Genomic DNA, 21,475 nt, shown 5'->3' with positions numbered 1-21,475 from the left:
TTTGTGCAATGGGTAAGTGGGTAAAATCAGGCTCGCCATGGATATGGATGACGGGCGGTGCCGTGAGCATCAGTTTGATTGCCGTCTTAGGCTTATTATTGTTAATCGCATGGCGCGGCTTAAGTTACTTTTGGCCTGCAACCGTTTACCAGTGGGAGCTTGAAGATAACACGGGTGTACGTTCGACCTTAATTGGTGAGGTTTACGATAGGGAAGAAGTACCGACTGAGCGTTTGATTGCTGCTGGCCATGTGTTTAAGCAACATCCGGGCGAGTTTGTGACCCGTTACTTAGTAAAAACCGGTAACCGTGAATTTGTGGGTTTGGATTTCCGCTGGATATTAGGTACGGACATTGTTAGCCGTTCTGTGCCAAGCGAGGTCGCACTGATCGAGCGGGCTAAAAACGGTAACTTCTACGGTTATCCGATAGCCGTGATTGAAAATGGCAAGCGTCTTGATTTAGTGAATGATGCGATTGAATCTTCCTTAATGGAGCATATCGAACGCGCTGTTGCCTTATCGGATAAAGCGGTTGATTTGCAGAAGCAAGATATTGGCTCGATTAACTACGCCATTGAAAAATTGCGTTTGCAGGAGCGTCGTTTCGAGCTAGATGGGGAACTGACCGACAGTATTAAAGCTGAGTTGGTCGCCAAGAGAGCTCAACTGCAAGAAGATTACTTAGTGCTTGAGAAAGCGTTATTTGCCCTGCGTGATGATGCGGCGCGTGACTCGGTTATTGTCCGAGATATGCGCGGCGAAGAAGTTGAACTAAAGCTCGATACCGTTCTCGATGTGACCTATGTGAATCACTTAGGACTCATAGGAAAAATTGGTAAGTGGTTTGTCGGTATTGGACGCTTTATGAGTGACGATCCGCGTGAAGCCAACACTGAGGGTGGCGTGTTCCCCGCGATTTTCGGCACTGTATTTATGGTGATGTTGATGGCGGTTATCGTGACGCCATTTGGCGTGGTCGCGGCGGTTTATCTACATGAATATGCTAAGAAAGGCCCTATTACTAAGATGATCCGCATTGCGGTAATCAATTTAGCGGGTGTGCCCTCGATTGTGTATGGTGTATTCGGTTTAGGTTTCTTCGTGTACATGATGGGCGGTTCCATCGACCAATTGTTTTACGCTGAAGCTTTGCCTGCTCCTACCTTTGGTTCGCCAGGGGTGATTTGGTCGGCATTAACCCTCGCGATTTTGACGCTGCCAGTGGTTATTGTGTCGACTGAAGAAGGGTTAAGTCGTATTCCAAGCGCGGTGCGTCAAGGTAGTTTGGCACTGGGCGCGACTAAGGCTGAAACCCTGTGGCGGATTGTGATCCCGATGGCGAGCCCAGCGATCATGACGGGTTTGATTTTAGCGGTCGCTCGTGCTGCCGGTGAAGTGGCACCGCTGATGTTGGTGGGTGTCGTTAAATTAGCGCCAACATTACCACTGGACTTTAACTTCCCGTTTGTGCATTTAGAACGTAAGTTCATGCACTTAGGGTTCCATATATATGATGTGGGCTTCCAGAGTCCTAACGTTGAAGCGGCACGTCCTCTGGTGTATGCGACCTCTTTCTTGCTGGTGTCTGTGATTGTGGCACTCAACTTGACGGCCATTAGCGTGCGTAACCACTTACGTGAAAAATATCGTTCGCTTGAGCACTAATCAGCGATTATCCTGAAAGTATTAGGACTAAATATGATTTCTATAGATTCGACAGCAATGAAAACCAATAACTTTGATTTAGCTAACTTAAGCCAGAACGACACCGCGCTGGAGATCCGTAACTTAGATTTGCGCTATGGTGATAAGCAAGCGCTGTTTAATGTATCGATGAAGATCCCCAAGAAGCAAGTCACTGCCTTTATCGGCCCCAGTGGTTGTGGTAAATCGACACTATTGCGCTGTATTAACCGCATGAATGACTTAGTTGATAATTGTCATATCGGCGGCGAGATCTTGCTGCACGGCCAGAATATCTACGACAAAAAGATCGACGTCGCGGCTCTGCGCCGTAATGTCGGTATGGTGTTCCAACGCCCAAATCCTTTCCCTAAGTCGATTTACGAAAACGTTGTTTATGGCTTGAGATTGCAAGGGCTGAATAACCGTCGTGAACTCGACGAAGCGGCTGAGCGTTCATTGCGCGGCGCGGCGATTTGGGACGAAGTTAAAGACAGATTGCACGATAACGCCTTTGGTTTGTCTGGCGGTCAACAGCAACGTCTGGTGATTGCCCGTGCGATAGCCATTGAGCCAGAAGTGCTATTACTCGACGAACCAACATCGGCACTCGATCCGATTTCGACGCTGACGATTGAAGAGTTAATCACTGAGCTTAAGACGAAATACACTGTGGTTATCGTGACTCACAACATGCAACAGGCGGCGCGGGTATCGGATCAAACGGCCTTTATGTATATGGGTGAATTAGTTGAATATGCTGATACTAATACGATTTTCACCACGCCGAAAAAACGTAAGACTGAAGATTACATCACAGGACGTTACGGTTAATCGCTTGAGTATCGGATAAGGCCACCACGGCTTGGTATGGGTCAACAGTTAAGTAACAGGTTGGAACGCAATGGAAAACATGAATTTAAGTAAGCACATTTCGGGTCAGTTCACCGCTGAGCTGGATGATATCCGTAATCGAGTGCTCGCCATGGGTGGCTTGGTTGAACGTCAGCTGGAGCAAGCGATTGATGCCTTAAGCGCCCTCGATGCCGAGTTAGCCCAGCGGGTGATAGCAGGCGATCATAAGGTCAATGCGATGGAAGTCTCCATTGACGAAGAATGCACGCGTATTATTGCCAAGCGTCAACCTGCGGCCAGCGATTTACGCTTGATTATCGCTATTTCAAAAACCATCGCCGATCTTGAGCGTATTGGTGATGCCTGTGTGCGGATTGCAAAAGCAGCATTAGATAAACGTTTGAATAATCAGCAGCCTTTGTTAGTTAGCATTGAAAATATGGGGCGTCATGCGACTCGGATGTTGCATGCAACTTTAGATGCCTTGGCCCGTATGGATGCCGATACCGCGTTAGAGCTGCATAAAGAAGATGCTAAGCTTGACCGTGAATATGAAGGCATTATTCGCCAGTTAATGACTTATATGATGGAAGATCCGCGTTCAATCCCAGACATACTCGACGTATTATGGGCAGCACGCGCAGTTGAGCGTGTCGGTGATCGCTGTAAAAATATTTGTGAATACATCATCTACTACGTAAAAGGTAAAGACGTTCGCCATACTTCCTACGAAGATATGGAAAAGGACATGAAAGGCTAACACACGCATTAATCTGCAGTTTTAATGCCTGAATAAAACGCTCCGCAGTCTCTGTGGAGCGTTTTGCTTTTAGGGCTTTTAAATGCGGCTTAATAAATGCCGACTGCTTTTATAGACTGATTTGACAGTACTAATAGCAATGATGAGTCAATTCGATTTGGTAAAAACGCATTGGAAAATTCTGCAGGCTAGTATAGCTGAGTGAACGGTCATTTTAGTTGCTAGGCGTTGGCTGGTATCCACACATACAGGCTTGCCATGGTACTTACTCACCGACACGGTGAATAGAAACCTAGGGTTTCTGAGCTTATGAACGAGAGCCATGGACGGCGAACTGGCTGTTAAATAGGGATGTTGTTCAAGTCCATCCTTGGATGCTCGACTGCCCCCCCCGTCCATGGGGCGGACGGTCGTCTCGCTAATCACCATGGCTCACCTTTCGTGCATTCACATAACCTGTAGATCTAAAAGACATACGCAACACACTTTTTGGACATTTCCGAGTTAGACTTTTAGCTCGAATTAGTGAATTTCGAATTAAAATTTCTATGGGTAACGCCAAAAGAACCGGCGGCACAGCCGTCTGGTTGCTTTACTTGCTAGCATGATCCAGCCTACGAAAGGTAAGTGACTCGCTGCTATCGAAGTGCATTGGAATAACAAGGTAAGCCAGTCCTGTCGATACTCTGTTTCTACCCAAAACTAAATTTTGGTCGCAGTCCTTGTACAAGAATAATTTTGTATCGTGCCAGCCGACTAACTCACTTAGTTGGGGCAAAACCGTTGAATGGGAATATAGGGGCACTACACCGTCTTCTAAGGATTGTATAGATTCTGGATTACCGGATTTTCTAAGAATACCTTGAGAATATCCTTCAGCCAAAACTTTCCCAGCAGAATCAATAGAAAGCGAGATACGGTCTATATCCTGATGCTCTTCCAGTATGAGATCCTCTAATTCGGGCCAAATAATCTGTGAGAGGTAAACTCTGAAATGATCCTGTGCATTAGTTGCTTCGTTGGAGTATGTGCCTTGAAGTGCAGATAACTCGCCTATCTTGCAAAATTTAATGTCCGAATTCGGCGAGTTGGATGCGCAGCCCGTCACCAACAGAAAGGTAAGAACAATAAGTGTGTAAGGTTTCATTATTGGCATGCTAACGTCTTAGCATTTATGCGCTACGTTGTTTGCGGGACATAAATCGCTTGCTGGACTTGGCCGCTGCCACATCCATGTTGATTAGTAAAAATGATGCTATAGGAATTTGCTTTTTTGCGGTAGCGTTTTTTTATACAGTTTAGCGGATAATCACTTGATATCATTTTAGCTTTCTCATTCTTATACGCTCTCGCTTGACTGATTATTGACCTTCATAGACAGCATAAAGGCCCCGCATTCAGGCTAACTCTCGTATCACATCCCCTCACTGGCTTGCGCCTATAAGGCAGGCTGCTTTTTGCTGTCGGTCATTCCGCTTCGTCTTGAGGGAGAGGCTATCCTGACAAACGTATTGGCTGGTTTTTGAAAGTTCGGACGGGCATGACTTCTAGGTTGAAAGTAACCTCATCACATTAGCTTTTTTATAGCCACAACTTTATTCGCCCTACTTGCATTTTAAACTTTGAAACAAGCTTTGGGGCAAAAGCTGTTTGGGCGGATTTGTGAATTAAGGACTTAGTTAAGATTGGCATTGTTGCACCAGTGACCTTCTAAAACATGGATGTTTTAGTAGAGCCCTCAGGGACGAGTTTATGGCGAGTCACTGGTGAAACAATGACAATTTATGCTGCACAACTGACGATAAAGTTATCTTGCTTTGGGGTAATAGCAGTTTAGCTGACCAGTACAAACAGCTAGAGGGGTCGTGAGGATTGGCATTGTTGTTACAGTGACCATTGACGACATTAATTTCGTCGTTGAGCCTATAGAGATACTTTCTTAAATTAAAGGGCGACGAGTCACTGGGGAAGTAATGACAATAAATGCCACTCAACTGTCGAGAGTCTTATCGCAAACAACAGTGAACCAGTATAACGTTAGCTGCAGTTCTGCTCGCCGCGTGCTAGCAGAACTGCAGCTGATATTGCCCCAATTCGCTTATCCCGTGCAGGCGGGTAGATATTCTGATAACTCAAGCAGGTTATAATCTGGGTCGCGGATATAGACAGAGTTTATCCGGCCTGTGGCGCCGGTTCGTAGCACTGGGCCTTCAATGATTTCAATCTGAAGTGCGTTTAAGTGGGCGATCACTTCTTCTATGTTGTGGCTGACCACAAAACACAGATCGGCACTGCCGGGCTTGGCTGCTGCGGCTTTAGGTTCAAATTCTGCGCCCGCTTGATGCAAGTTAATCTTTTGGTCGCCAAAACTTAACGCAATACGCTGATTGCCAAATACCACTTTCTTCATCCCGAGCACGGTTTGATAAAATTCGACACTGACGGCGATGTCTTTTACGGTTAAGACCAAATGATCTAAGCGGGTTACGCGCATTTTACTTTCCTTAGAATGGCTCAGAGTGGGCTCTGAATTTGAACGCTGTCTCTATGCTTGAGACTATTACTGCCAGATACCTTACATCATGTGCTGGTGCAAAAGTGACTCTGTGGTAGCATTTGTGGCGTTTTTTGCGTAAATATTTTATGCCTTCTATATCCCTATGACTGAATGAGAGTGTGATGAAAAAAACCTTAGCCCGCGGCTTAATGAATCTATTACCTATGGCCTTGAGTTTGTGGCTGTTTTGGTCGTTGTTTGTATCGTTAGATGGTTTAGGAATTGTAATTTTAGAGTTGGTAGGGATTAACCAACACTTTGTCGGCGCGGGATTTATGCTGGTGGTGGCATTAGTTTTTGCCGTGGGCCTGCTGTTTTCGGTCAGCCCGATTGTGTGGCTTTATGGTTGGCTTGAGCGCCAGTTGATGCGTTTCCCATTGTTTAAATCGGTTTATGGCAGTATCCGTGATATCGCCTCTTTGATGAATCGTGACGGTAAGCCAACAAGCCAAAAGACAGTGTTAGTGAAACAGGCGAATGGCAGTTTTGTGGTGGGTTTTATTATGACGGATACGCCGCCACAGCCCTTGTTAGATGCGCTACCAGAGGGCGATTGGGTGCCTGTGTTGTTCCAATTGAGCTATCAAATGGCGGGCGTGACGAGCTTAGTTAAGCGGGATGATTTAATTATGGTTGATTGGTCGTTTGAGGAGGCGATGCGCTTCAATTTAACTGCTGGTATCTCGCAGTCACCGACTAAGTAATCCGATGAAGGTTTATGCGTTTTAGCGTTTAAAATTAAATTTGATGATTTTTGTGGTATAATTTTTTGGCGACCAATATGGTCGCCATTTTTTATGCTGAATATTCTAGTAATATATTTGTTTTATGCTAAAGGTGGGCGTTAGCTGCCTTAGTGGTGTTAATTCTGTTTATCCATCAATCATTGGCTTAAAAAAGTCGAGTGTTGTTAATCCCGTTGTTCAGATCCTGTCGCGTTTAGCCATAGCGAGTCGTTGCCATGATCTTTGGGATTTCCCCCATACTGGTCATAGATGAGCCACGCAGTATTAACCAAATTTTAAGTATAAGTTTTGTCCTATCTCGCCGTTGGTATGTTGAGATATTTGGAGTGTGAACCCGCTAGAAATAGGGAGAGTCAATGTCAATCAAGTCTAGTATTAATCCGCCGGTATTTTATTCGTCGGTCTTTTTCATCATCTTGATGGTGATGATTTGCGCAGTATGGCCCACAGAGGCAAACACCTTTTTTAGATCAATGCAGTCATGGATAGAAATGAAAGCCGGTTGGCTTTACATTCTAAGTGTGGCATTTTTCCTGATTTTTATCATATTTGTCATGGTCAGTCGCTTCGGCGATATCAAACTAGGACCAGATCATTCAGTGCCTGACTACAGCTATAAAAGCTGGATCGCCATGTTGTTTTCGGCGGGTATGGGCATAGGTTTGATGTTTTTTGGGGTCGCTGAACCTGTGATGCACTATCTGGCGCCGCCGGATGCAACTCCAGAGAGTCTTATTGCCGCAAAAGAGGCAATGAAGATCACTTTCTTCCATTGGGGACTGCATGCTTGGGCGATTTACGCTGTGGTGGCATTGAGTCTGGCCTATTTCTCTTATCGACATAAGTTACCGTTATTGCCGCGAAGTGCGCTTTATCCCTTAATTGGTGAACGCATCTATGGTCCTATTGGCCATACAGTGGATACCTTTGCTGTGCTTGGCACTATGTTTGGGGTGGCGACATCACTGGGCTTTGGGGTGTTGCAGGTTAACTCGGGTCTGAGTTATCTATTTGAAGGCTTACCCAATAATGCTGTGGTGCAGGTGTGTTTGATTATCGGCATTACTTTATTGGCGACATTATCGGTATTTTCTGGTCTCGATAAAGGCGTGAAACGCTTAAGCGAACTCAATCTGGGTCTCGCGATTATTTTATTGCTTATCGTCTTGATCCTTGGCCCTACGGTTATGCTGTTGCAGGCTTTTGTGCAGAATACCGGTAGTTACTTAAGTGATTTAGTGGGCAAAACCTTTAACTTGTACGCTTATGAACATAAGGAAGATTGGCTCGGAGGCTGGACCTTGCTCTATTGGGGCTGGTGGATTTCATGGTCTCCTTTTGTCGGTACCTTTATTGCGCGTGTGAGTCGCGGCCGTACCATCCGTGAGTTTTTGATAGGTGTGTTATTTGTGCCATCGGCGCTGACCTTTCTGTGGATGACGGTATTTGGTAATACGGCGATTGATTCGATTATGAATCACGGCGCGACCTATCTTGCCGAGGCGGTGAATACCGATGTGTCAGTGGCCTTGTTTGTGTTTTTCGAGCACATGCCGTTTCCGACGTTACTTTCTGGGATTGCGATTTGTTTAGTCGTCACTTTCTTTGTGACCTCGTCGGATTCGGGATCCTTAGTGATTGATAATCTAACCTCGGGTGGTGATAACAATGCCCCCGTATGGCAGAGGATCTTTTGGGCACTGTTGCAAGGGGTCGTTGCTTCGGTATTGTTGTTAGCGGGTGGGTTACAGGCGCTGCAAACGGCGGCAATCGCCAGTGCCATGCCGTTCTTAGTGGTGATGCTATTCATGTGTCTGGGCTTATTTAAAGCCCTGAAAAATGATTGGCTTAAGATTAATAGCGTGCAGTTACACAATACCAGTGTGCAATACGCCAAAACTAATATGAGCTGGGAAGAGCGTATTGGGGTTTTAGTCTCGCATCCTACTCATGAAGAAGCGCAAGTGTTCTTGAATAATGTGGCTACGCCCGCTTTGTCTAAAGTGTGCCAACACTTTATGGCTAAAGGCATAGTGGCCGATCTTGAATACTTAGATGGCCGCGTGCGATTAGTGATCAGCAATGAGGTGAACTTGCCCTTTGTTTACGGTGTACGAACGCGTTGTTTTGACATCACTAACCCGATAGGGACTGAAATCGAGCAGGGCAATACCTTGTATTACCGCGCCGAAGTGTACCTTGAACAAGGTGGTCAGCATTACGATGTGATGGGTTATACCGAAGAGCAAATACTCGCGGATGTGGTGACTCAGTATGAAAAATACTTACACTATTTGCATCTGTCGAATGCCGATCATGCCCACGTAAGTTAAGTAACGTAAGCCCGTAACGTAAGTCGGCTTAGCCATTTACGTCTACAAATCGCGCACCATTAACCCGCAAAGTGCGGGATATATTGCCCCAAGTGATAACTCGGATTATCCTTGGGGCAATTTTTTTAGGGTTTGTTTTAGGGATTACACTATGTCATCAGTGCCAGGCCAGAGTAAGTTAGATAAAGTATTAGCCGATGCGCGGGAGTACAAAGCTAAGCGTGAGAGCGGTTACCGTGAACAAGCGTTAAAACTCTATCCTTGGGTGTGTGGCCGCTGTACCCGCGAATTTACCCCAAAAAACTTAAGTGAACTGACTGTGCATCATAGGGATCATAACCACGATAACAACCCGTCAGACGGTTCAAACTGGGAATTATTATGTCTTTATTGCCATGATAACGAACATTCTCGCTTTGAAGAATTGATCCGCTACGGTAGCACCACAGAAACCAAGCAAGCGGCGGCGACCTACAATCCCTTTGCTGACTTGAAATCAATGCTGAAAAAATAGTCTTGTAGGCTGTTAGCAGGATGAGCTTGCGCAGAGAGTGGCGTTAGCAGGCGGCGTTTAGTCTTTGTCGGTTAAACGCGCTTCGGCAGCTAACCATTTATCACGACTTAAAATATGCTGGTTTTCACTGCCTTCAAATAAAGCTTTACGGGCGGGAAGTTGCTGACAAATGGCTGCCTGTTGTGCTTCGCTGCTCGTACGCCAACTGACGATTTCATCGATATGTCGAAAGCAGCCCATGCAGTAGTCTTCGTCATTTAAACCGCAGCGTGCGACGCAAGGTGAAAGCATGTGTGTCCTTTGGAGCCTTATGGCTAGTTAACCGAGTCTTCTCAGTTAACGATATGGATGAGTGTTTAAAGGCCGCGATATTAACATTTTTTCGCATAAAGTCATCCGTAGGGCAGATTTGCTCAGCCTAATACGAGACAAGTATTTTTTACACTGGGCATGACGTGAACCAAGATAATCTGCAGCAACAATTCACTTACTCACAGCAATTTAGCAAGCTTAATCAGTTGCTTGAAAAGAGTGCTGCCCTGTGGCAAGTGCGTGCATTTGAAGTGAACGCTTTGCCTTGGGCACAGGATTTTCCGCAGTTGGCCGAAGCTGTGTGGGCGCTGGCTGATGATGAGCTTGATGGACTCGATGCCGAGCAATCTTTACTGGTTAAGACGCTGTCACCGGCATTAAACCGCGATCTTAGGGCATTAGGCCAAGATTGGGACTTGTCATTGCTTACCAATGCCATTGCTGATATTGCAATTACCGATACCACAAAGGTAGATAAAGCGCAGGGCCGCGGTTTGTCCTTTGATGATGAGGCGCACTTTAGTGCTCACATTAAAGGCCGAAAATGGCAGCAAATTACCGCCTTTGTGCAGCATTTACCCCAGCTTAATTTACCTGTGCTGGAATGGTGTGCGGGTAAAGGGCATTTGGGCCGCTTGATTGCTAAAGCTCGCGGCGCCGAAGTGGTGAGCTTAGAGTGGCAGGCGCCGCTGTGTGAAGCAGGGCAGGCTTTTGCTGATAAGTGGCAGTTATCGCAAACCTTTATTTGCGCCGATGCCTTTGCTATTGGCGCTGAGCACAGGGCTATAGCCACTGTCGAAACACCAGTTGAACATCCCTCAGCAGCGAATCCGTTAACAACTCATCCCTTAACTGCTCAGCAGCAAGCAGTTGCTTTGCATGCCTGCGGAGATTTGCATGTTCGGCTGTTAACGCTGGCGGCCGAGGTGGGCACGCAGGCATTGGCGATTTCTCCCTGTTGCTATCATTTAATTCAAGCGAGCCATTATCAGCCGTTATCCAACCTTGCTCAGCAGAGCAGCCTAAAGCTCAGTCGCCATGATTTACAGTTACCGCTGCAGCAGAGTGTGATCGCTAATCCCAAGCAGCAAGCGCTACGCCATCAAGAAATTGCGTGGCGCTTAGGCTTTGATGCACTGCAACGTGAATGTCGACAAATCGACGAATATTTGCCTTTACCCTCGTTAAAACAGAGCCAGTTGAGCGGCAGTTTTACGGATTTTTGCCTGTGGGCAGCCGAGACTAAGGCCGTTAATCTTGCAAAAAACAGGGATTTTGAAGCTTGGCTTGACGTTGGGCGACAAAGACAACAATTAACTCGCCGTATCGATTTAGTCGCGCATTTATTCCGCAGCGCACTGGAGCAGTGGCTCATCTTAGATCGCGCTTGTTTTTTGCAGGAACAAGGATATGGTGTTTGCGTGGGTGAATTTTGTCCAAACAGCGTCACACCAAGAAATACGCTGATTTTAGCGCAAAAAATGGCGGTATAATTTTGCGCGTCTAAAAATATGCTGTACTGTGATGTTTTTTATGAATTATTTCTATATTAGCGCATTTAAGTTTAGTGATAGTGAATTCAGGGCCGTCGTGTTTGGAACCTGCGCTGTGAGACAAGTCTTACACTCAAGATGGTTTTTTATTGAATCATCGGGCTTTTCTTGTTCAAATGTCGCATTAATGACGAATAACAACTGAAAGCTGACCTGCTGGTCAGTCATTCTAGTGAGCGAATAAAACAGTTTCATGAAATATTCCCGCGTATTTATTAATAGCCTGGCCTATGAACTGGCGCCTGTTGTGGTTTCCAGTAGTGAGCTAGAGTCTCGTCTTGCTCCTTTGTATCAAAAGTTCCGTATTCCTATGGGACAGCTTGCCGCATTGACTGGGATTACCGAACGCCGCTGGTGGCCAAAAGGACATCAATTGTCCGACGGTGCGATTAAAGCTGCCCGTAAAGCCATGGTTGAAACTGGGATTGATGTCGCCGATTTAGGTGCGGTTGTCTATACCGGCGTGTGCCGCGATCAACATGAGCCCGCGACCGCGTGTCGTATTGCTGCCGAATTGGGTGTGTCAAAAGACACTGCGATTTACGATATCAGTAATGCTTGTCTTGGGGTGTTATCGGGTATTTTAGATATCGCGAACCGTATTGAGTTGGGTCAAATCAAGGCGGGTATGGTGGTGTCCTGTGAGTCGGCGCGGGATATTGTCGATGTCACGATCGATAACATGCTGGCCGATCCGACCATGCAGAATTTTGCCCAGTCACTGGCGACCTTAACCGGTGGTTCTGGTGCCGTGGCGGTGATTCTTACCGATGGCAGCTTGCCGCTGACAAATGTGCGTCAGCATCAATTGCTGGGTGCATCGCACTTATCGGCGCCTGAGCATCACCAGTTGTGTCAATGGGGTCTGCAGGAAGTGGGGCACAATCTGTACCGCGAGTTTATGCGTACCGATGCCGTTACCTTGCTTAAAGAAGGCGTTGAATTGGCGAAGCACACTTGGGAGCATTTCCTTGAGCAGCGTAATTGGCTGGTTGAGCAAGTGGACAAAGTGATTTGCCATCAAGTAGGCGCTTCAAATCGTAAGCAAGTACTGAGTGCGCTCAATATTCCCCCCGAAAAAGAATTTCCAACGTATCAGCTACTGGGCAATATGGGCACAGTGTCGTTACCTGTGACCGCTGCGATGGCGCACGATCAAGGCTTTTTACAAGCGGGCGATCAAGTGAGCTTTTTAGGCATAGGCAGTGGATTGAATTGCATGATGTTAGGTATTAAGTGGTAGGGTGCATTGCACCTTTTCACGCCTTTGCTTGATGGCTGGCATACATTCGAGTCAATCCAGTAAGTCCATGATTCAGTTGATAGTTCAGTCTTTAGTTCAGTCGATAAGCTAAGCCAGCTGTACATAACCCGTTATTCGCTCTCATAAAGAATCAAGATAGGAAGCGTCATGTTAGACACTCTGTTGCCTTTTAAACGTCATTTTCTGAGCCGTAATGGCAACAAGCTACATTATATCAACGAGGGCCAAGGCGAACCTGTGGTGATGGTTCACGGTAATCCTAGCTGGTCGTTTTACTACCGCAACCTTGTTAGTGCCTTAAAAGACACTCACCAATGCATAGTGCCGGATCATATCGGCTGTGGCCTGTCGGATAAGCCCGATGATAGCGGCTATGACTATACCCTTAAGAACCGTATCGACGATCTCGAAGCCCTGCTCGATAGCCTGAATGTGAAAGAAAACATTACCTTAGTCATACACGATTGGGGTGGCATGATAGGTATGGGTTATGCGGCGCGTTATCCTGAGCGCATTAAACGCCTAGTGATATTGAACACGGGCGCTTTCCATTTGCCCGAGACTAAACCGTTTCCTTGGCCGCTGTGGATCTGTCGTAATACCCTGCTAGGCACAGTGTTGGTACGCGGTTTCAATGCCTTTTCGTCTATTGCTTCCTATGTGGGAGTTAAGCGTCAGCCTATGTCGAAATACATTCGTGAGGCGTATGTCGCGCCGTTTAACTCTTGGGCCAATCGCATTTCGACGCTGCGTTTTGTGCAGGATATTCCACTGCGTGAAGGCGATAGAAATTATCAATTAGTCTCTGATATTGCTGCTAGTTTACCTAAATTTGCTAAAGTGCCGACCCTGATTTGCTGGGGCCTCAAGGACTTTGTATTCGATAAGCACTTTTTAGCAAAATGGCGTCAGCACATGCCCCATGCGACAGTGCACGAATTTGCCGATTGTGGTCACTACATTTTGGAAGATGCCAGCGATGAAGTGATTGCCCATATCAAAGATTTTATGGCTGACGACCACGTAGAAGCAGCGCAGTCCGAACAGGCCGCAGGTTAATGTCGACCTTGCTTGAGACTGAAGTTGCTCCTTTAGTGACGCAGTTGGAAAAGTCACTTTTAAGTGGCACTTCTGCGTCAGCAACAATCAATGATGCCAATATTTGTCGTCATCTCAAGCAAGCCGCCCATGCCATTCCCCATCATCTTGCGGTAGCAGTACAAAGCGCTCAGGGCGCTTCTGTGGCGAATTTGCGTTACAGCGAGTTGGACTTCCTTAATCTGGATAGACAAAGCGATGCGATAGCCTTTGCGCTTAACGCCCATGGCATTGAGCGCGGCATGAAGGCTGTGCTTATGGTCACGCCGAGTTTGGATTTTTTTGCACTTACTTTTGCGCTGTTTAAAGCGGGGATTATTCCTATTTTAGTTGATCCCGGCATGGGGATCCGCAATCTTAAACAGTGTTTTGCTGAAGCCGCACCCGATGCCTTTATCGGTATTCCCAAGGCTCATATTGCTAGACGTCTATTTGGTTGGGGAAAGGGCAGTATTAAGTCATTACTCAATGTTGATGACGGCAAAACAGGCTTAGCGGCAAAGTTAATCCGTATCAGTACTGGTGCGATAAGTTTATCGACTCTGCTGCAAAGCACCTCTGTGCAATCTTCTGCTTCAAAGTCTGAATATCCCATGGTGATGCTTAAATCTGATGAGATAGCGGCGATTTTATTTACCAGTGGCAGCACTGGCACGCCTAAGGGGGTGGTGTATAGCCATGGTATGTTTGAGGCACAAATTCAAGCGCTAAAAAACGATTATGGCATTTGCCATGGCGAGCGCGATCTCGCCACGTTTCCACTGTTTTCACTCTTTGGTCCCGCACTCGGTATGGCGTCTATCGTTCCAGAAATGGATGCCAGCAAACCTATTACTGCTAATCCTGAATTTCTATTTGCCGCGATTGAGAAATATCAATGCAGTAATATTTTTGTTAACCCCGCTTTGCTCGAACGTTTAGGCCGCGCGGGGGAACAAAAACAGCATAAATTGCCTAGCGTACAGCGGGTGATTTCCGCGGGTGCGCCAGCCACCATTGCCTCCATCGCCCGTTTTAGTAAGATGCTGAGCCAAGGTGTGCCGATTTTAAATTCCTACGGCGCAACCGAATCTTTGCCTATTAGTATGATTGCCAGCGATGCGTTATTTGCCACGACTGACATCACAGATAACGGCGGTGGTATCTGTGTCGGTCGCGCTATCGATGGCGTGACGATTCGCATTATTGCTATCAGCGAAGAGGTTATTCCCGAGTGGGATGATGCCTTACAGCTGAATAACGGTGAAATCGGCGAGATAGTCGTGCAGGGGCCTATGGTGAGTCAGTCCTATTATCTAAACAATAGTCAGCACGCTAGCCAAAACGAAAGCCAAGGCAAACGCGCGACTGCGGCGGCCAAGATTTGGGATTCGGCAACCAATACCGTTAGACACCGCATGGGCGATTTGGGGTATCTTGATGATCAAGGTCTTCTGTGGATGTGTGGTCGTAAGGCCCACAGAGTCGATGCTACCCTTAACGGATTGTTTGCTAAACGTTATTATTCCATTCCCTGCGAGCGCATTTTTAATACGCATCCCAATGTGAAGCGCTCCGCTTTAGTGGGAGTGAAAGTGGCGAACGAGATAGAGCCGTTAATTTGTATCGAACTCGACCTGTCATTGGTGTGCAATAAGAGTCAGCAGTTGTACCAAGATTTGATTGCCATCGCCGAGCAATTTACGCAGACTCAGGGCATAAGGCGGTTTCTTATCCATCCTGATTTCCCTGTGGATGTGCGGCATAATGCCAAGATTTTTAGAGAAAAATTAGCCGTTTGGGCACAATCACAAACGAAAGGTTGATTTGAAACTCCACGGCTTTTCTCCTGCATTTTTTACGTTATATTCTGTGTTCATTTGAATAAACTCGCTTATTTTTAAGCCCTTGTGCTTATTTTAAACTTATTACACCGACTTTAAGTTCATGTAAATGTGCTGAAATGGATACCCCTTAATGACGAAAGACCCAATCAAGAGCACGACGCTTGCCCAATTTGATACGGCTGAACAAACGGCACTCGCGCAGCTCGCCCTTAGGGTGCAACACGCCTTTGTCACGGGAGCAGGGGGATTTTTAGGTAAAGCGATTTGCCTGAGATTGTTAGCTGTGGGCATTAAAGTCACAGGTTTTGCGCGTGGGCATTATCCCGAACTTGAAGCACTGGGCGTAGTCATGCTGCAAGGGGATTTAGTCAATAAAGATCTGCTGCAACAGGCGATGCAAGGCTGCGATATCGTATTCCATGTGGCGTCTAAAGCGGGTGTTTGGGGGGACAGAGACAGCTATTTTTGTCCGAATGTGAAGGGCGCTGCCAATGTGATTGCCGCTTGTAAGGCATTAAAAATAGATAAGTTAGTTTACACCAGTACCCCGAGTGTGACCTTTGCAGGGCAGGATGAATCGGGTATTGATGAGTCTACTCCCTATGCCACAAGATTCCTGAATCATTATGCCCACTCTAAAGCCATCGCTGAAAAGATGATGCTCGATGCCAATCAAGTGGGTGACATGCCACTTGAAAATCCTGATGTGACTCAAGTATCTAGCCAAGTGACGACTCAAGCCACTGCACCCTATGCGTTAAAAACCGTCGCACTCAGGCCGCATCTGATATGGGGGCCTGGCGATCCCCATCTAGTACCTCGGGTCTTGTCGCGCGGGCGTTTAGGTAAGCTTAAACTGGTTGGCCGCGAAGATAAGCTAGTCGATACCATCTACATAGATAACGCTGCCTATGCCCATGTGCTGGCGGCACTGGAACTTTGCCAAGCAAAGCCTAAGTGTCAAGGGAAAGCTTATTTTCTGAGTAATGATGAACCCATCACTATGGCCGAGATGATCAATCTGATTTTGGCCTGCGATGCTTTACCGCCAGTGACTAAGCGTGTGCCTCAATCTGTGGCCTATGTAGTAGGCGCAGTATTGGAAAGTATACATTACCTCCTAAAGAAGCAAGAAGAGCCCATGATGACGCGTTTTGTCGCACGGCAGTTATCCTGCAGCCATTATTTTGATATCAGCGCAGCTAAACGAGATTTAGGTTATCGTGCGCTCGTCTCTATTAATCAAGGGATGGCAAGGCTTAAAACTTCTCTTTGAGGGAATGAGGACTCAATGAGGCCTCATTCCAAGCAATTTTTAGGTATTTTCAGATACGATGGGCAATAATTTATTTGCTAGCCATGTGTAATACATTGAGTTTCCATGGATCCAATCATGTTGGCCGTCTGGATAACAAATATCTGAGGCGTATGCCATAGGAGTGTCAATTTCTTCATCGAAGGCTTTTGCCGCATTAAAAAACAAAATATTCAGCTGTGAGCAAATGTATTCAAGCGCGTCAAAATAAGAATAGACAAGCCACGTCATTGACTGTGATTCTTTGAAGTAACGGCAGAAAGGTGGATCAGAAACAACGATGACAGTATGTCCTCTTTCTTTCATCGTTAATAATATAGACAGTTGTTTTGATTGGTCCTCATTGAAAAAATCGACATAATTTTTCAAAGTAATATCATTAATATCTACGTCTTGTTGTTTTTGTAACCAGTCAAAAAAGCGAACCGCGTTTTGATGTGTTTGTAGCCCAATATTTGAAATAATGACCGATTTATTTTCAAAATTAGATTCTTCATGCGCCTGTAGGTTTTTCAATATTGGTGCATATAGTTGGCGTGAGGCGGCATTCTCAAGCGGTACGAAATATTCTGTTTCACAGATTGAAAGCTTACCTTGAGCAAATCCAGAGCCGTTCATTACCATGCCGCCTGTAAACGGGATCGCCATTTTTTTGAATGCGTTAGCTAATTTATTCATGTGGCTATCACCAATTAATGTTAATTGGTTCACTGTGGTGCTATTGGCGGTAGCAGGTAATTGGTTAAGAGCTTCTAAACGTTCTTCGTCGCATACCGCTTCTTGGTGACTTCTCTCATTGTTAATTTGCACACTGTTGCTTTGGTCTTTACTGATGTCATTATCAAAAAATGCCGAATTGAAGTGACTCATAACATATTCAACCGCTTTATCTGAAACCGTTCTTCTATTTTCATTAAATCTAAAATCATTGACATTATTGACGGTTATAATTTCAAATGATGGGAAGTATTCGAAAAATTTATCATTATCAGATAAGTAACCTGCAACAGCTCGTAGTACTGATTTAGAATATTGGCTTGCTACCAGAATGTGGTTATTTGTTGCTGTTGCCGTTAGAGGGACTGGCGATACGGTCAATATGACTTTTATCTTTGGGTTGATACTTTGAAGGATATCTTTTATAAGTAATAAGTCAGCTTTTATTTCATTGTAATTAAACTGATGAAAAGTAAATGTTTTGTCATTGAACTCACCGGCAATAACCCCAGGACAACTGGGGTAGAAAACATGGTCAATATCTTTCCAAGCTTCTGTTAAACCTAAGGTGAAAATAAGAAAATTGGTTGCTTTGAGCGTATCGAAAAGTTCATTTTTTGCGGATATTCGCGCCTCACGCAATGCTTCTTCTGAGGTGAAACCTTCTGGATGAACATTCGGTCTCAATAAATCAATATAGTGTTCAGTATTTTTGTCGTAAAAAATATCAAATCTGTGTGAATGAGCAGAGTCTAAGGTTAGCCATTGGAGAAAGCATCTAGGGGTATAAACATTGCCAAAGGCAAAGCTGGATATTTGTCGACTATCGAGTTTACTGCGATTAAATGGATAATTATTCTCGAGCAGCCACTTACCCACATGTTGAGCAAAACATGAACCTACAGATGAAATACTGCTGTTTTTTTTCGATATCAACAAATGATGAATTGATTGGAAGGGGTCTTTACCTAAGTCAATTTTTGCAACGCCAGTTTTCCAAAAATATTGTTCAGCTTGTTTACTGTAGGGTGTCATAAATTGTGTTTTCATTGAGTTATCCATCTAAAGTTTCTAAACAATTTATTTACAGGAAGAACGATGTGTTAAAAGTTTAATTGACACATAGAAAAACACCAAATCCATATTAAGAACATACTGCATTAGCTTAAATATTCTGTATTGCTGAAATTAACTTACATGAAAAATTTTCAATGTGCACCTAAAAATCCGCACTCTCAATAAGTGTTCTTCATTATTCTATAACCATCACAATACTAAATACATCAGCGTGAGCCCGTTTTACGCAATATGGATAGATTCGTGGTGCGAGAAGCCAGTATTGATTCTTGTTGAATTTGAGCAAGGTATAGAAGAATAAGCATTTTTGAGCTTGTTTAGGCTTGCTAATTTGATGTTTTTTTTATAATGGCGATTGAATACAGCATTAATAATGGGAATAGGATGGGTTGCGATGATTGTGATAGCTCGGATGCCAAGCTGAATATCTTTAGGCAAAAGATTGGTCGCTGCAAACGCTGTATGTGGCAGCTTACGGCTTTATCGGCCATCGGCTGGCCGCTGTGGTGGTGGCTTTATCGTGATGCGCCTAGGGATGTAAACTCGATTGCATTACTGTTTTTCTGCGCGGCTTTTACGGGGTTACTTGCTTTGCACCTTATCGTCTTGGCTTACCGTCGCCTCAGAGGGCGAAAGTAAGCCAACTGACTTTTTGTTTGTATGCTTAAACTGAGTGAGTCGCCATTTTCTCATGCATCATTTTTTTCATTAATGGCGCAAGGGCAAAGAAGACTAATGCCATCACCACGCCAATTTGCGCCGAGAAAATAAACAGTTGCTCGTATAGCGCCATCGCACTCGGTACGTCACTTATCACGCCGCCTTGGGTATCAATCGCGGCGAGCTTGTTTAATTCGGCGGCTAAGATTTCAGAGTATGAAGTGCCGAGGAACCAAGCACCCATCATCAGGCTGACAACGCGTTTTACCGAAAGCTGAGTCACGGCAGATAAGCCTATGGGCGACAGCAATAACTCCCCGATTTCTAATACAAAATAAGCCGCGACTAAGAACCAAATACTCACTAAGCCACTGCTTAGCGGCATCTGGATCCCGAGCACAAGTACCATAAAGGATAAACCCGCGAACAAAATACCGAGTGCGGTTTTAACCGGTTTACTCGGGTCACAATTTCTACGAGCGAGAGCAGGCCACAGCCAAGCGAAGATAGGCGACAAACTGATCACAAAGAAAGCGCCGAGGAAGGTCAATTGTCCGGCACTCCATTCGAGACCGAGCATGTTACGGTCCATCACACGGTCCGAAAATGCAACCCAAGAGCCATAGGTCTGCTCATATAAACCAAAGAAGACCAAACCCGCAACGATGAAAAGCAGCAAAGCCGACATCTGTTGACGTTCAATCGGATTACAATGTTTCACCATGAACCAGCCAATACCAAGGGCAAGCACTAGTGATACTGAGTGCAAGAACCAAATCACTGGGCTCACAGCGGGTAATAAACTGCTAATCGAAAGTACGAGGGAGTGGGTTTGAATCAACCCCCAGACTATGATTACGCTGCCAATTGCGCTTAAGTAAATCCATTGTTCTGTCGTTATGCCAGCGGTTTTCTTTAAAATCCGCGCAGGATCTCTGGGTTCGGCGAAGCCTTGCAGATGTTTTTTGCCACGAATAAACACCAACAAACCTGCTAACATCCCTAAACCTGCCAAACCAAAACCGTACTTCCAGCCATAGGTTTCACCTAAATAAGCGCAAATTAGCGGGGCTAAGGTGGCGCCTAAGTTGATGCCCGCGTAGAAAATGGTAAAACCAGAATCTCGCTTAGCGGATGATTTAGGATAAAGCTGACCGACTATGGTGGAAATATTGGGTTTTAAAAAGCCCACACCGACAATGATTAAGGCGAGGGATAAATAGAATATTTGCAGCGCTTGTTCATCCCGTTGAACTTCACCTGCAACGATAACCGCTTGATGGCCTTCAAAGGCCATACCTAAGTGGCCGAGCACCAATAAAATACCACCAAAGATCACCGCTTTACGCATGCCGATATAGCGGTCGGCCAATAGGCCACCCACTACGGGCATGGCATACACTAAGGCACCGTAAGCACCAATCACGTTGTAACCAAATTCATCGGTAAATAGATGATATTTAATCAGGTAAAGAAACAGTAATGCTTTCATACCGTAGAAAGAGAAGCGTTCCCACATTTCGGTAAAAAAGCAGACAAATAAGCCCTTAGGATGCCCAAATAGCATTTCAGCTGGGGGCGAGCCTTGTGGGCCCTGCATTGCGTGCGGCGGGTTTTGTTCTATTGACACTTAAGACTCCCATTGCTGGCACTTTATGCGCCGAGCAGCTAATGATTCATTTTATCGTAATGAATTTTATTAATTATTTTTCATTATTTGTGATTATCGCGGTGCTTTTGATCACTAAAAGACGGCGCTGTTGCAGCAGTTAATCACACTCGGATGATATGGAACAGCCAAGGGTCTTGAAAGTGATGAATATTTTGTATAACTAACATTTTTAGCCGTTCTTTAAGGCTCGCTATAGCAATACTAAGCGGTTAAATTAATTCATTTTCAGTTAAGAAATGAGTGCTAAATAGTGGCCATAATTCAACTGTGGCAGTTTTATCTTAGCGGCTTTAGCCTTGATTTAGCTGTAGTTCGTCGTTTAATGGATAGTGTAAGTTTTATGATTGATAGCAATTTTGCATTATTGGTAGAGCATCTACGCGCTTGTTCGAGGCTGCTATCTAAAGGAATGTCACGAATGGGTGGGTTAGATGATTTTCTCAGGGAAGCGCTGTGATTGAGAAGTGAAATTATTCGAGGCATAAGTATAAATAAGCACCATAATTATATTGATTGTAAAAGAATTTTAAT

Annotated in this window: 17 protein-coding genes; 12 read left to right on the top strand and 5 right to left on the bottom strand. The window is 45.3% G+C overall.

Features of this window, described 5'->3' with window-relative positions; all coding sequences use genetic code 11:
- The first annotated feature begins 8 nt into the window (after positions 1–8).
- The 3 genes from pstA (at position 9) to phoU (ending at position 3,300) form a co-directional block, all read left to right on the top strand.
- Positions 9–1,667, top strand: coding sequence for a phosphate ABC transporter permease PstA (gene pstA / locus ACHA99_RS01540; protein ID WP_028760532.1), 1,659 nt, complete (start codon positions 9–11; stop codon positions 1,665–1,667).
- A 33-nt stretch (positions 1,668–1,700) separates the two neighbouring features.
- Positions 1,701–2,519, top strand: a complete 819-nt coding sequence (gene pstB, locus ACHA99_RS01535) for a phosphate ABC transporter ATP-binding protein PstB (RefSeq protein WP_028760531.1) — start codon at positions 1,701–1,703, stop codon at positions 2,517–2,519.
- A gap of 70 nt (positions 2,520–2,589) precedes the next feature.
- Positions 2,590–3,300 (top strand): phosphate signaling complex protein PhoU, encoded by a 711-nt coding sequence (gene phoU, locus ACHA99_RS01530; protein WP_028760530.1) that lies wholly within the window; start codon positions 2,590–2,592, stop codon positions 3,298–3,300.
- Positions 3,301–3,892: 592 nt separating this feature from the next.
- Here phoU and ACHA99_RS01525 read toward each other — a convergent pair.
- Positions 3,893–4,447 (bottom strand): hypothetical protein, encoded by a 555-nt coding sequence (locus ACHA99_RS01525; RefSeq protein ID WP_131526156.1) that lies wholly within the window; start codon positions 4,445–4,447, stop codon positions 3,893–3,895.
- Between the two features lie 951 nt (positions 4,448–5,398).
- A complete protein-coding gene (locus tag ACHA99_RS01520) occupies positions 5,399–5,794 on the bottom strand; it encodes a VOC family protein (protein WP_028760528.1) in 396 nt (131 codons plus the stop codon).
- Between the two features lie 185 nt (positions 5,795–5,979).
- Between ACHA99_RS01520 and ACHA99_RS01515 the strand changes: the two genes are divergently transcribed.
- From ACHA99_RS01515 to ACHA99_RS01505, 3 genes are all read left to right on the top strand, one after another.
- Positions 5,980–6,561, top strand: a complete 582-nt coding sequence (locus ACHA99_RS01515; RefSeq protein WP_028760527.1) for a DUF502 domain-containing protein — start codon at positions 5,980–5,982, stop codon at positions 6,559–6,561.
- Between the two features lie 398 nt (positions 6,562–6,959).
- Positions 6,960–8,936, top strand: a complete 1,977-nt coding sequence (locus ACHA99_RS01510; protein ID WP_105249669.1) for a BCCT family transporter — start codon at positions 6,960–6,962, stop codon at positions 8,934–8,936.
- A gap of 151 nt (positions 8,937–9,087) precedes the next feature.
- Positions 9,088–9,450 (top strand): YajD family HNH nuclease, encoded by a 363-nt coding sequence (locus ACHA99_RS01505; protein ID WP_028760525.1) that lies wholly within the window; start codon positions 9,088–9,090, stop codon positions 9,448–9,450.
- Positions 9,451–9,507: 57 nt separating this feature from the next.
- Here the strand turns inward: ACHA99_RS01505 and ACHA99_RS01500 are convergent, their stop codons facing one another.
- The gene (locus ACHA99_RS01500; protein ID WP_006085323.1) at positions 9,508–9,741 is read right to left on the bottom strand and encodes a DUF1289 domain-containing protein; all 234 of its coding nucleotides are present in this window, start codon (positions 9,739–9,741) and stop codon (positions 9,508–9,510) included.
- 164 nt (positions 9,742–9,905) lie between these two features.
- Between ACHA99_RS01500 and ACHA99_RS01495 the strand changes: the two genes are divergently transcribed.
- The 5 genes from ACHA99_RS01495 to oleD all read left to right on the top strand — a co-directional run bounded on the left by ACHA99_RS01495 (position 9,906) and on the right by oleD (position 16,779).
- On the top strand, positions 9,906–11,255 hold the full coding sequence (locus ACHA99_RS01495) for a methyltransferase (protein ID WP_393940634.1): 1,350 nt from the start codon (positions 9,906–9,908) through the stop codon (positions 11,253–11,255).
- A 253-nt stretch (positions 11,256–11,508) separates the two neighbouring features.
- Positions 11,509–12,558: a 3-oxoacyl-ACP synthase III gene (locus ACHA99_RS01490; RefSeq protein WP_028760522.1), complete on the top strand. Its 1,050-nt coding sequence runs from the start codon at positions 11,509–11,511 to the stop codon at positions 12,556–12,558.
- Between the two features lie 168 nt (positions 12,559–12,726).
- Complete coding sequence (locus tag ACHA99_RS01485; RefSeq protein WP_393940630.1) at positions 12,727–13,638, top strand: alpha/beta fold hydrolase; 912 nt, start codon at positions 12,727–12,729, stop codon at positions 13,636–13,638.
- Positions 13,638–15,482 carry an olefin beta-lactone synthetase gene (gene oleC, locus ACHA99_RS01480; protein WP_393940627.1) on the top strand — a complete coding sequence of 615 codons (1,845 nt, stop codon included), beginning with the start codon at positions 13,638–13,640 and terminating at the stop codon, positions 15,480–15,482. Before ACHA99_RS01485 ends, oleC begins: the two co-directional genes overlap by 1 nt.
- 151 nt (positions 15,483–15,633) lie before the next feature.
- The gene (gene oleD / locus ACHA99_RS01475) at positions 15,634–16,779 is read left to right on the top strand and encodes a 2-alkyl-3-oxoalkanoate reductase (protein ID WP_393940624.1); all 1,146 of its coding nucleotides are present in this window, start codon (positions 15,634–15,636) and stop codon (positions 16,777–16,779) included.
- Positions 16,780–16,818: 39 nt separating this feature from the next.
- On the opposite strand, the gene ACHA99_RS01470 is transcribed toward oleD, so the two are convergent.
- Positions 16,819–18,585, bottom strand: a complete 1,767-nt coding sequence (locus ACHA99_RS01470; protein WP_393940621.1) for a GSCFA domain-containing protein — start codon at positions 18,583–18,585, stop codon at positions 16,819–16,821.
- A gap of 411 nt (positions 18,586–18,996) precedes the next feature.
- Here ACHA99_RS01470 and ACHA99_RS01465 point away from each other — a divergent pair, with 411 nt between their 5' ends.
- The gene (locus tag ACHA99_RS01465) at positions 18,997–19,251 is read left to right on the top strand and encodes a DUF3624 domain-containing protein (protein ID WP_393940618.1); all 255 of its coding nucleotides are present in this window, start codon (positions 18,997–18,999) and stop codon (positions 19,249–19,251) included.
- A 25-nt stretch (positions 19,252–19,276) separates the two neighbouring features.
- Here ACHA99_RS01465 and ACHA99_RS01460 read toward each other — a convergent pair whose 3' ends face one another.
- Positions 19,277–20,902, bottom strand: a complete 1,626-nt coding sequence (locus ACHA99_RS01460; protein WP_393940615.1) for a peptide MFS transporter — start codon at positions 20,900–20,902, stop codon at positions 19,277–19,279.
- Positions 20,903–21,475: the final 573 nt, after the last annotated feature.

The sequence above is a fragment of the Shewanella sp. S23-S33 genome, assembly GCF_043359565.1.
Taxonomy (GTDB): Bacteria; Pseudomonadota; Gammaproteobacteria; order Enterobacterales; family Shewanellaceae; genus Shewanella; species Shewanella oncorhynchi.
This window is presented reverse-complemented; position numbering and strand designations above follow the sequence as displayed.

Coding starts and splice junctions, on each gene's coding strand:
- ACHA99_RS01510 (WP_105249669.1), top strand. CDS start 6,960: ATGTCAATCAAGTCTAGTATTAATCCGCCGGTATTTTATTCGTCGGTC.
- ACHA99_RS01490 (WP_028760522.1), top strand. CDS start 11,509: ATGAAATATTCCCGCGTATTTATTAATAGCCTGGCCTATGAACTGGCG.
- pstA (WP_028760532.1), top strand. CDS start 9: ATGGGTAAGTGGGTAAAATCAGGCTCGCCATGGATATGGATGACGGGC.
- ACHA99_RS01465 (WP_393940618.1), top strand. CDS start 18,997: ATGGGTTGCGATGATTGTGATAGCTCGGATGCCAAGCTGAATATCTTT.
- ACHA99_RS01525 (WP_131526156.1), bottom strand. CDS start 4,447: ATGAAACCTTACACACTTATTGTTCTTACCTTTCTGTTGGTGACGGGC.
- oleC (WP_393940627.1), top strand. CDS start 13,638: ATGTCGACCTTGCTTGAGACTGAAGTTGCTCCTTTAGTGACGCAGTTG.
- ACHA99_RS01505 (WP_028760525.1), top strand. CDS start 9,088: ATGTCATCAGTGCCAGGCCAGAGTAAGTTAGATAAAGTATTAGCCGAT.
- oleD (WP_393940624.1), top strand. CDS start 15,634: ATGACGAAAGACCCAATCAAGAGCACGACGCTTGCCCAATTTGATACG.
- phoU (WP_028760530.1), top strand. CDS start 2,590: ATGGAAAACATGAATTTAAGTAAGCACATTTCGGGTCAGTTCACCGCT.
- ACHA99_RS01500 (WP_006085323.1), bottom strand. CDS start 9,741: ATGCTTTCACCTTGCGTCGCACGCTGCGGTTTAAATGACGAAGACTAC.
- ACHA99_RS01470 (WP_393940621.1), bottom strand. CDS start 18,585: ATGAAAACACAATTTATGACACCCTACAGTAAACAAGCTGAACAATAT.
- ACHA99_RS01485 (WP_393940630.1), top strand. CDS start 12,727: ATGTTAGACACTCTGTTGCCTTTTAAACGTCATTTTCTGAGCCGTAAT.
- ACHA99_RS01515 (WP_028760527.1), top strand. CDS start 5,980: ATGAAAAAAACCTTAGCCCGCGGCTTAATGAATCTATTACCTATGGCC.
- ACHA99_RS01520 (WP_028760528.1), bottom strand. CDS start 5,794: ATGCGCGTAACCCGCTTAGATCATTTGGTCTTAACCGTAAAAGACATC.
- pstB (WP_028760531.1), top strand. CDS start 1,701: ATGATTTCTATAGATTCGACAGCAATGAAAACCAATAACTTTGATTTA.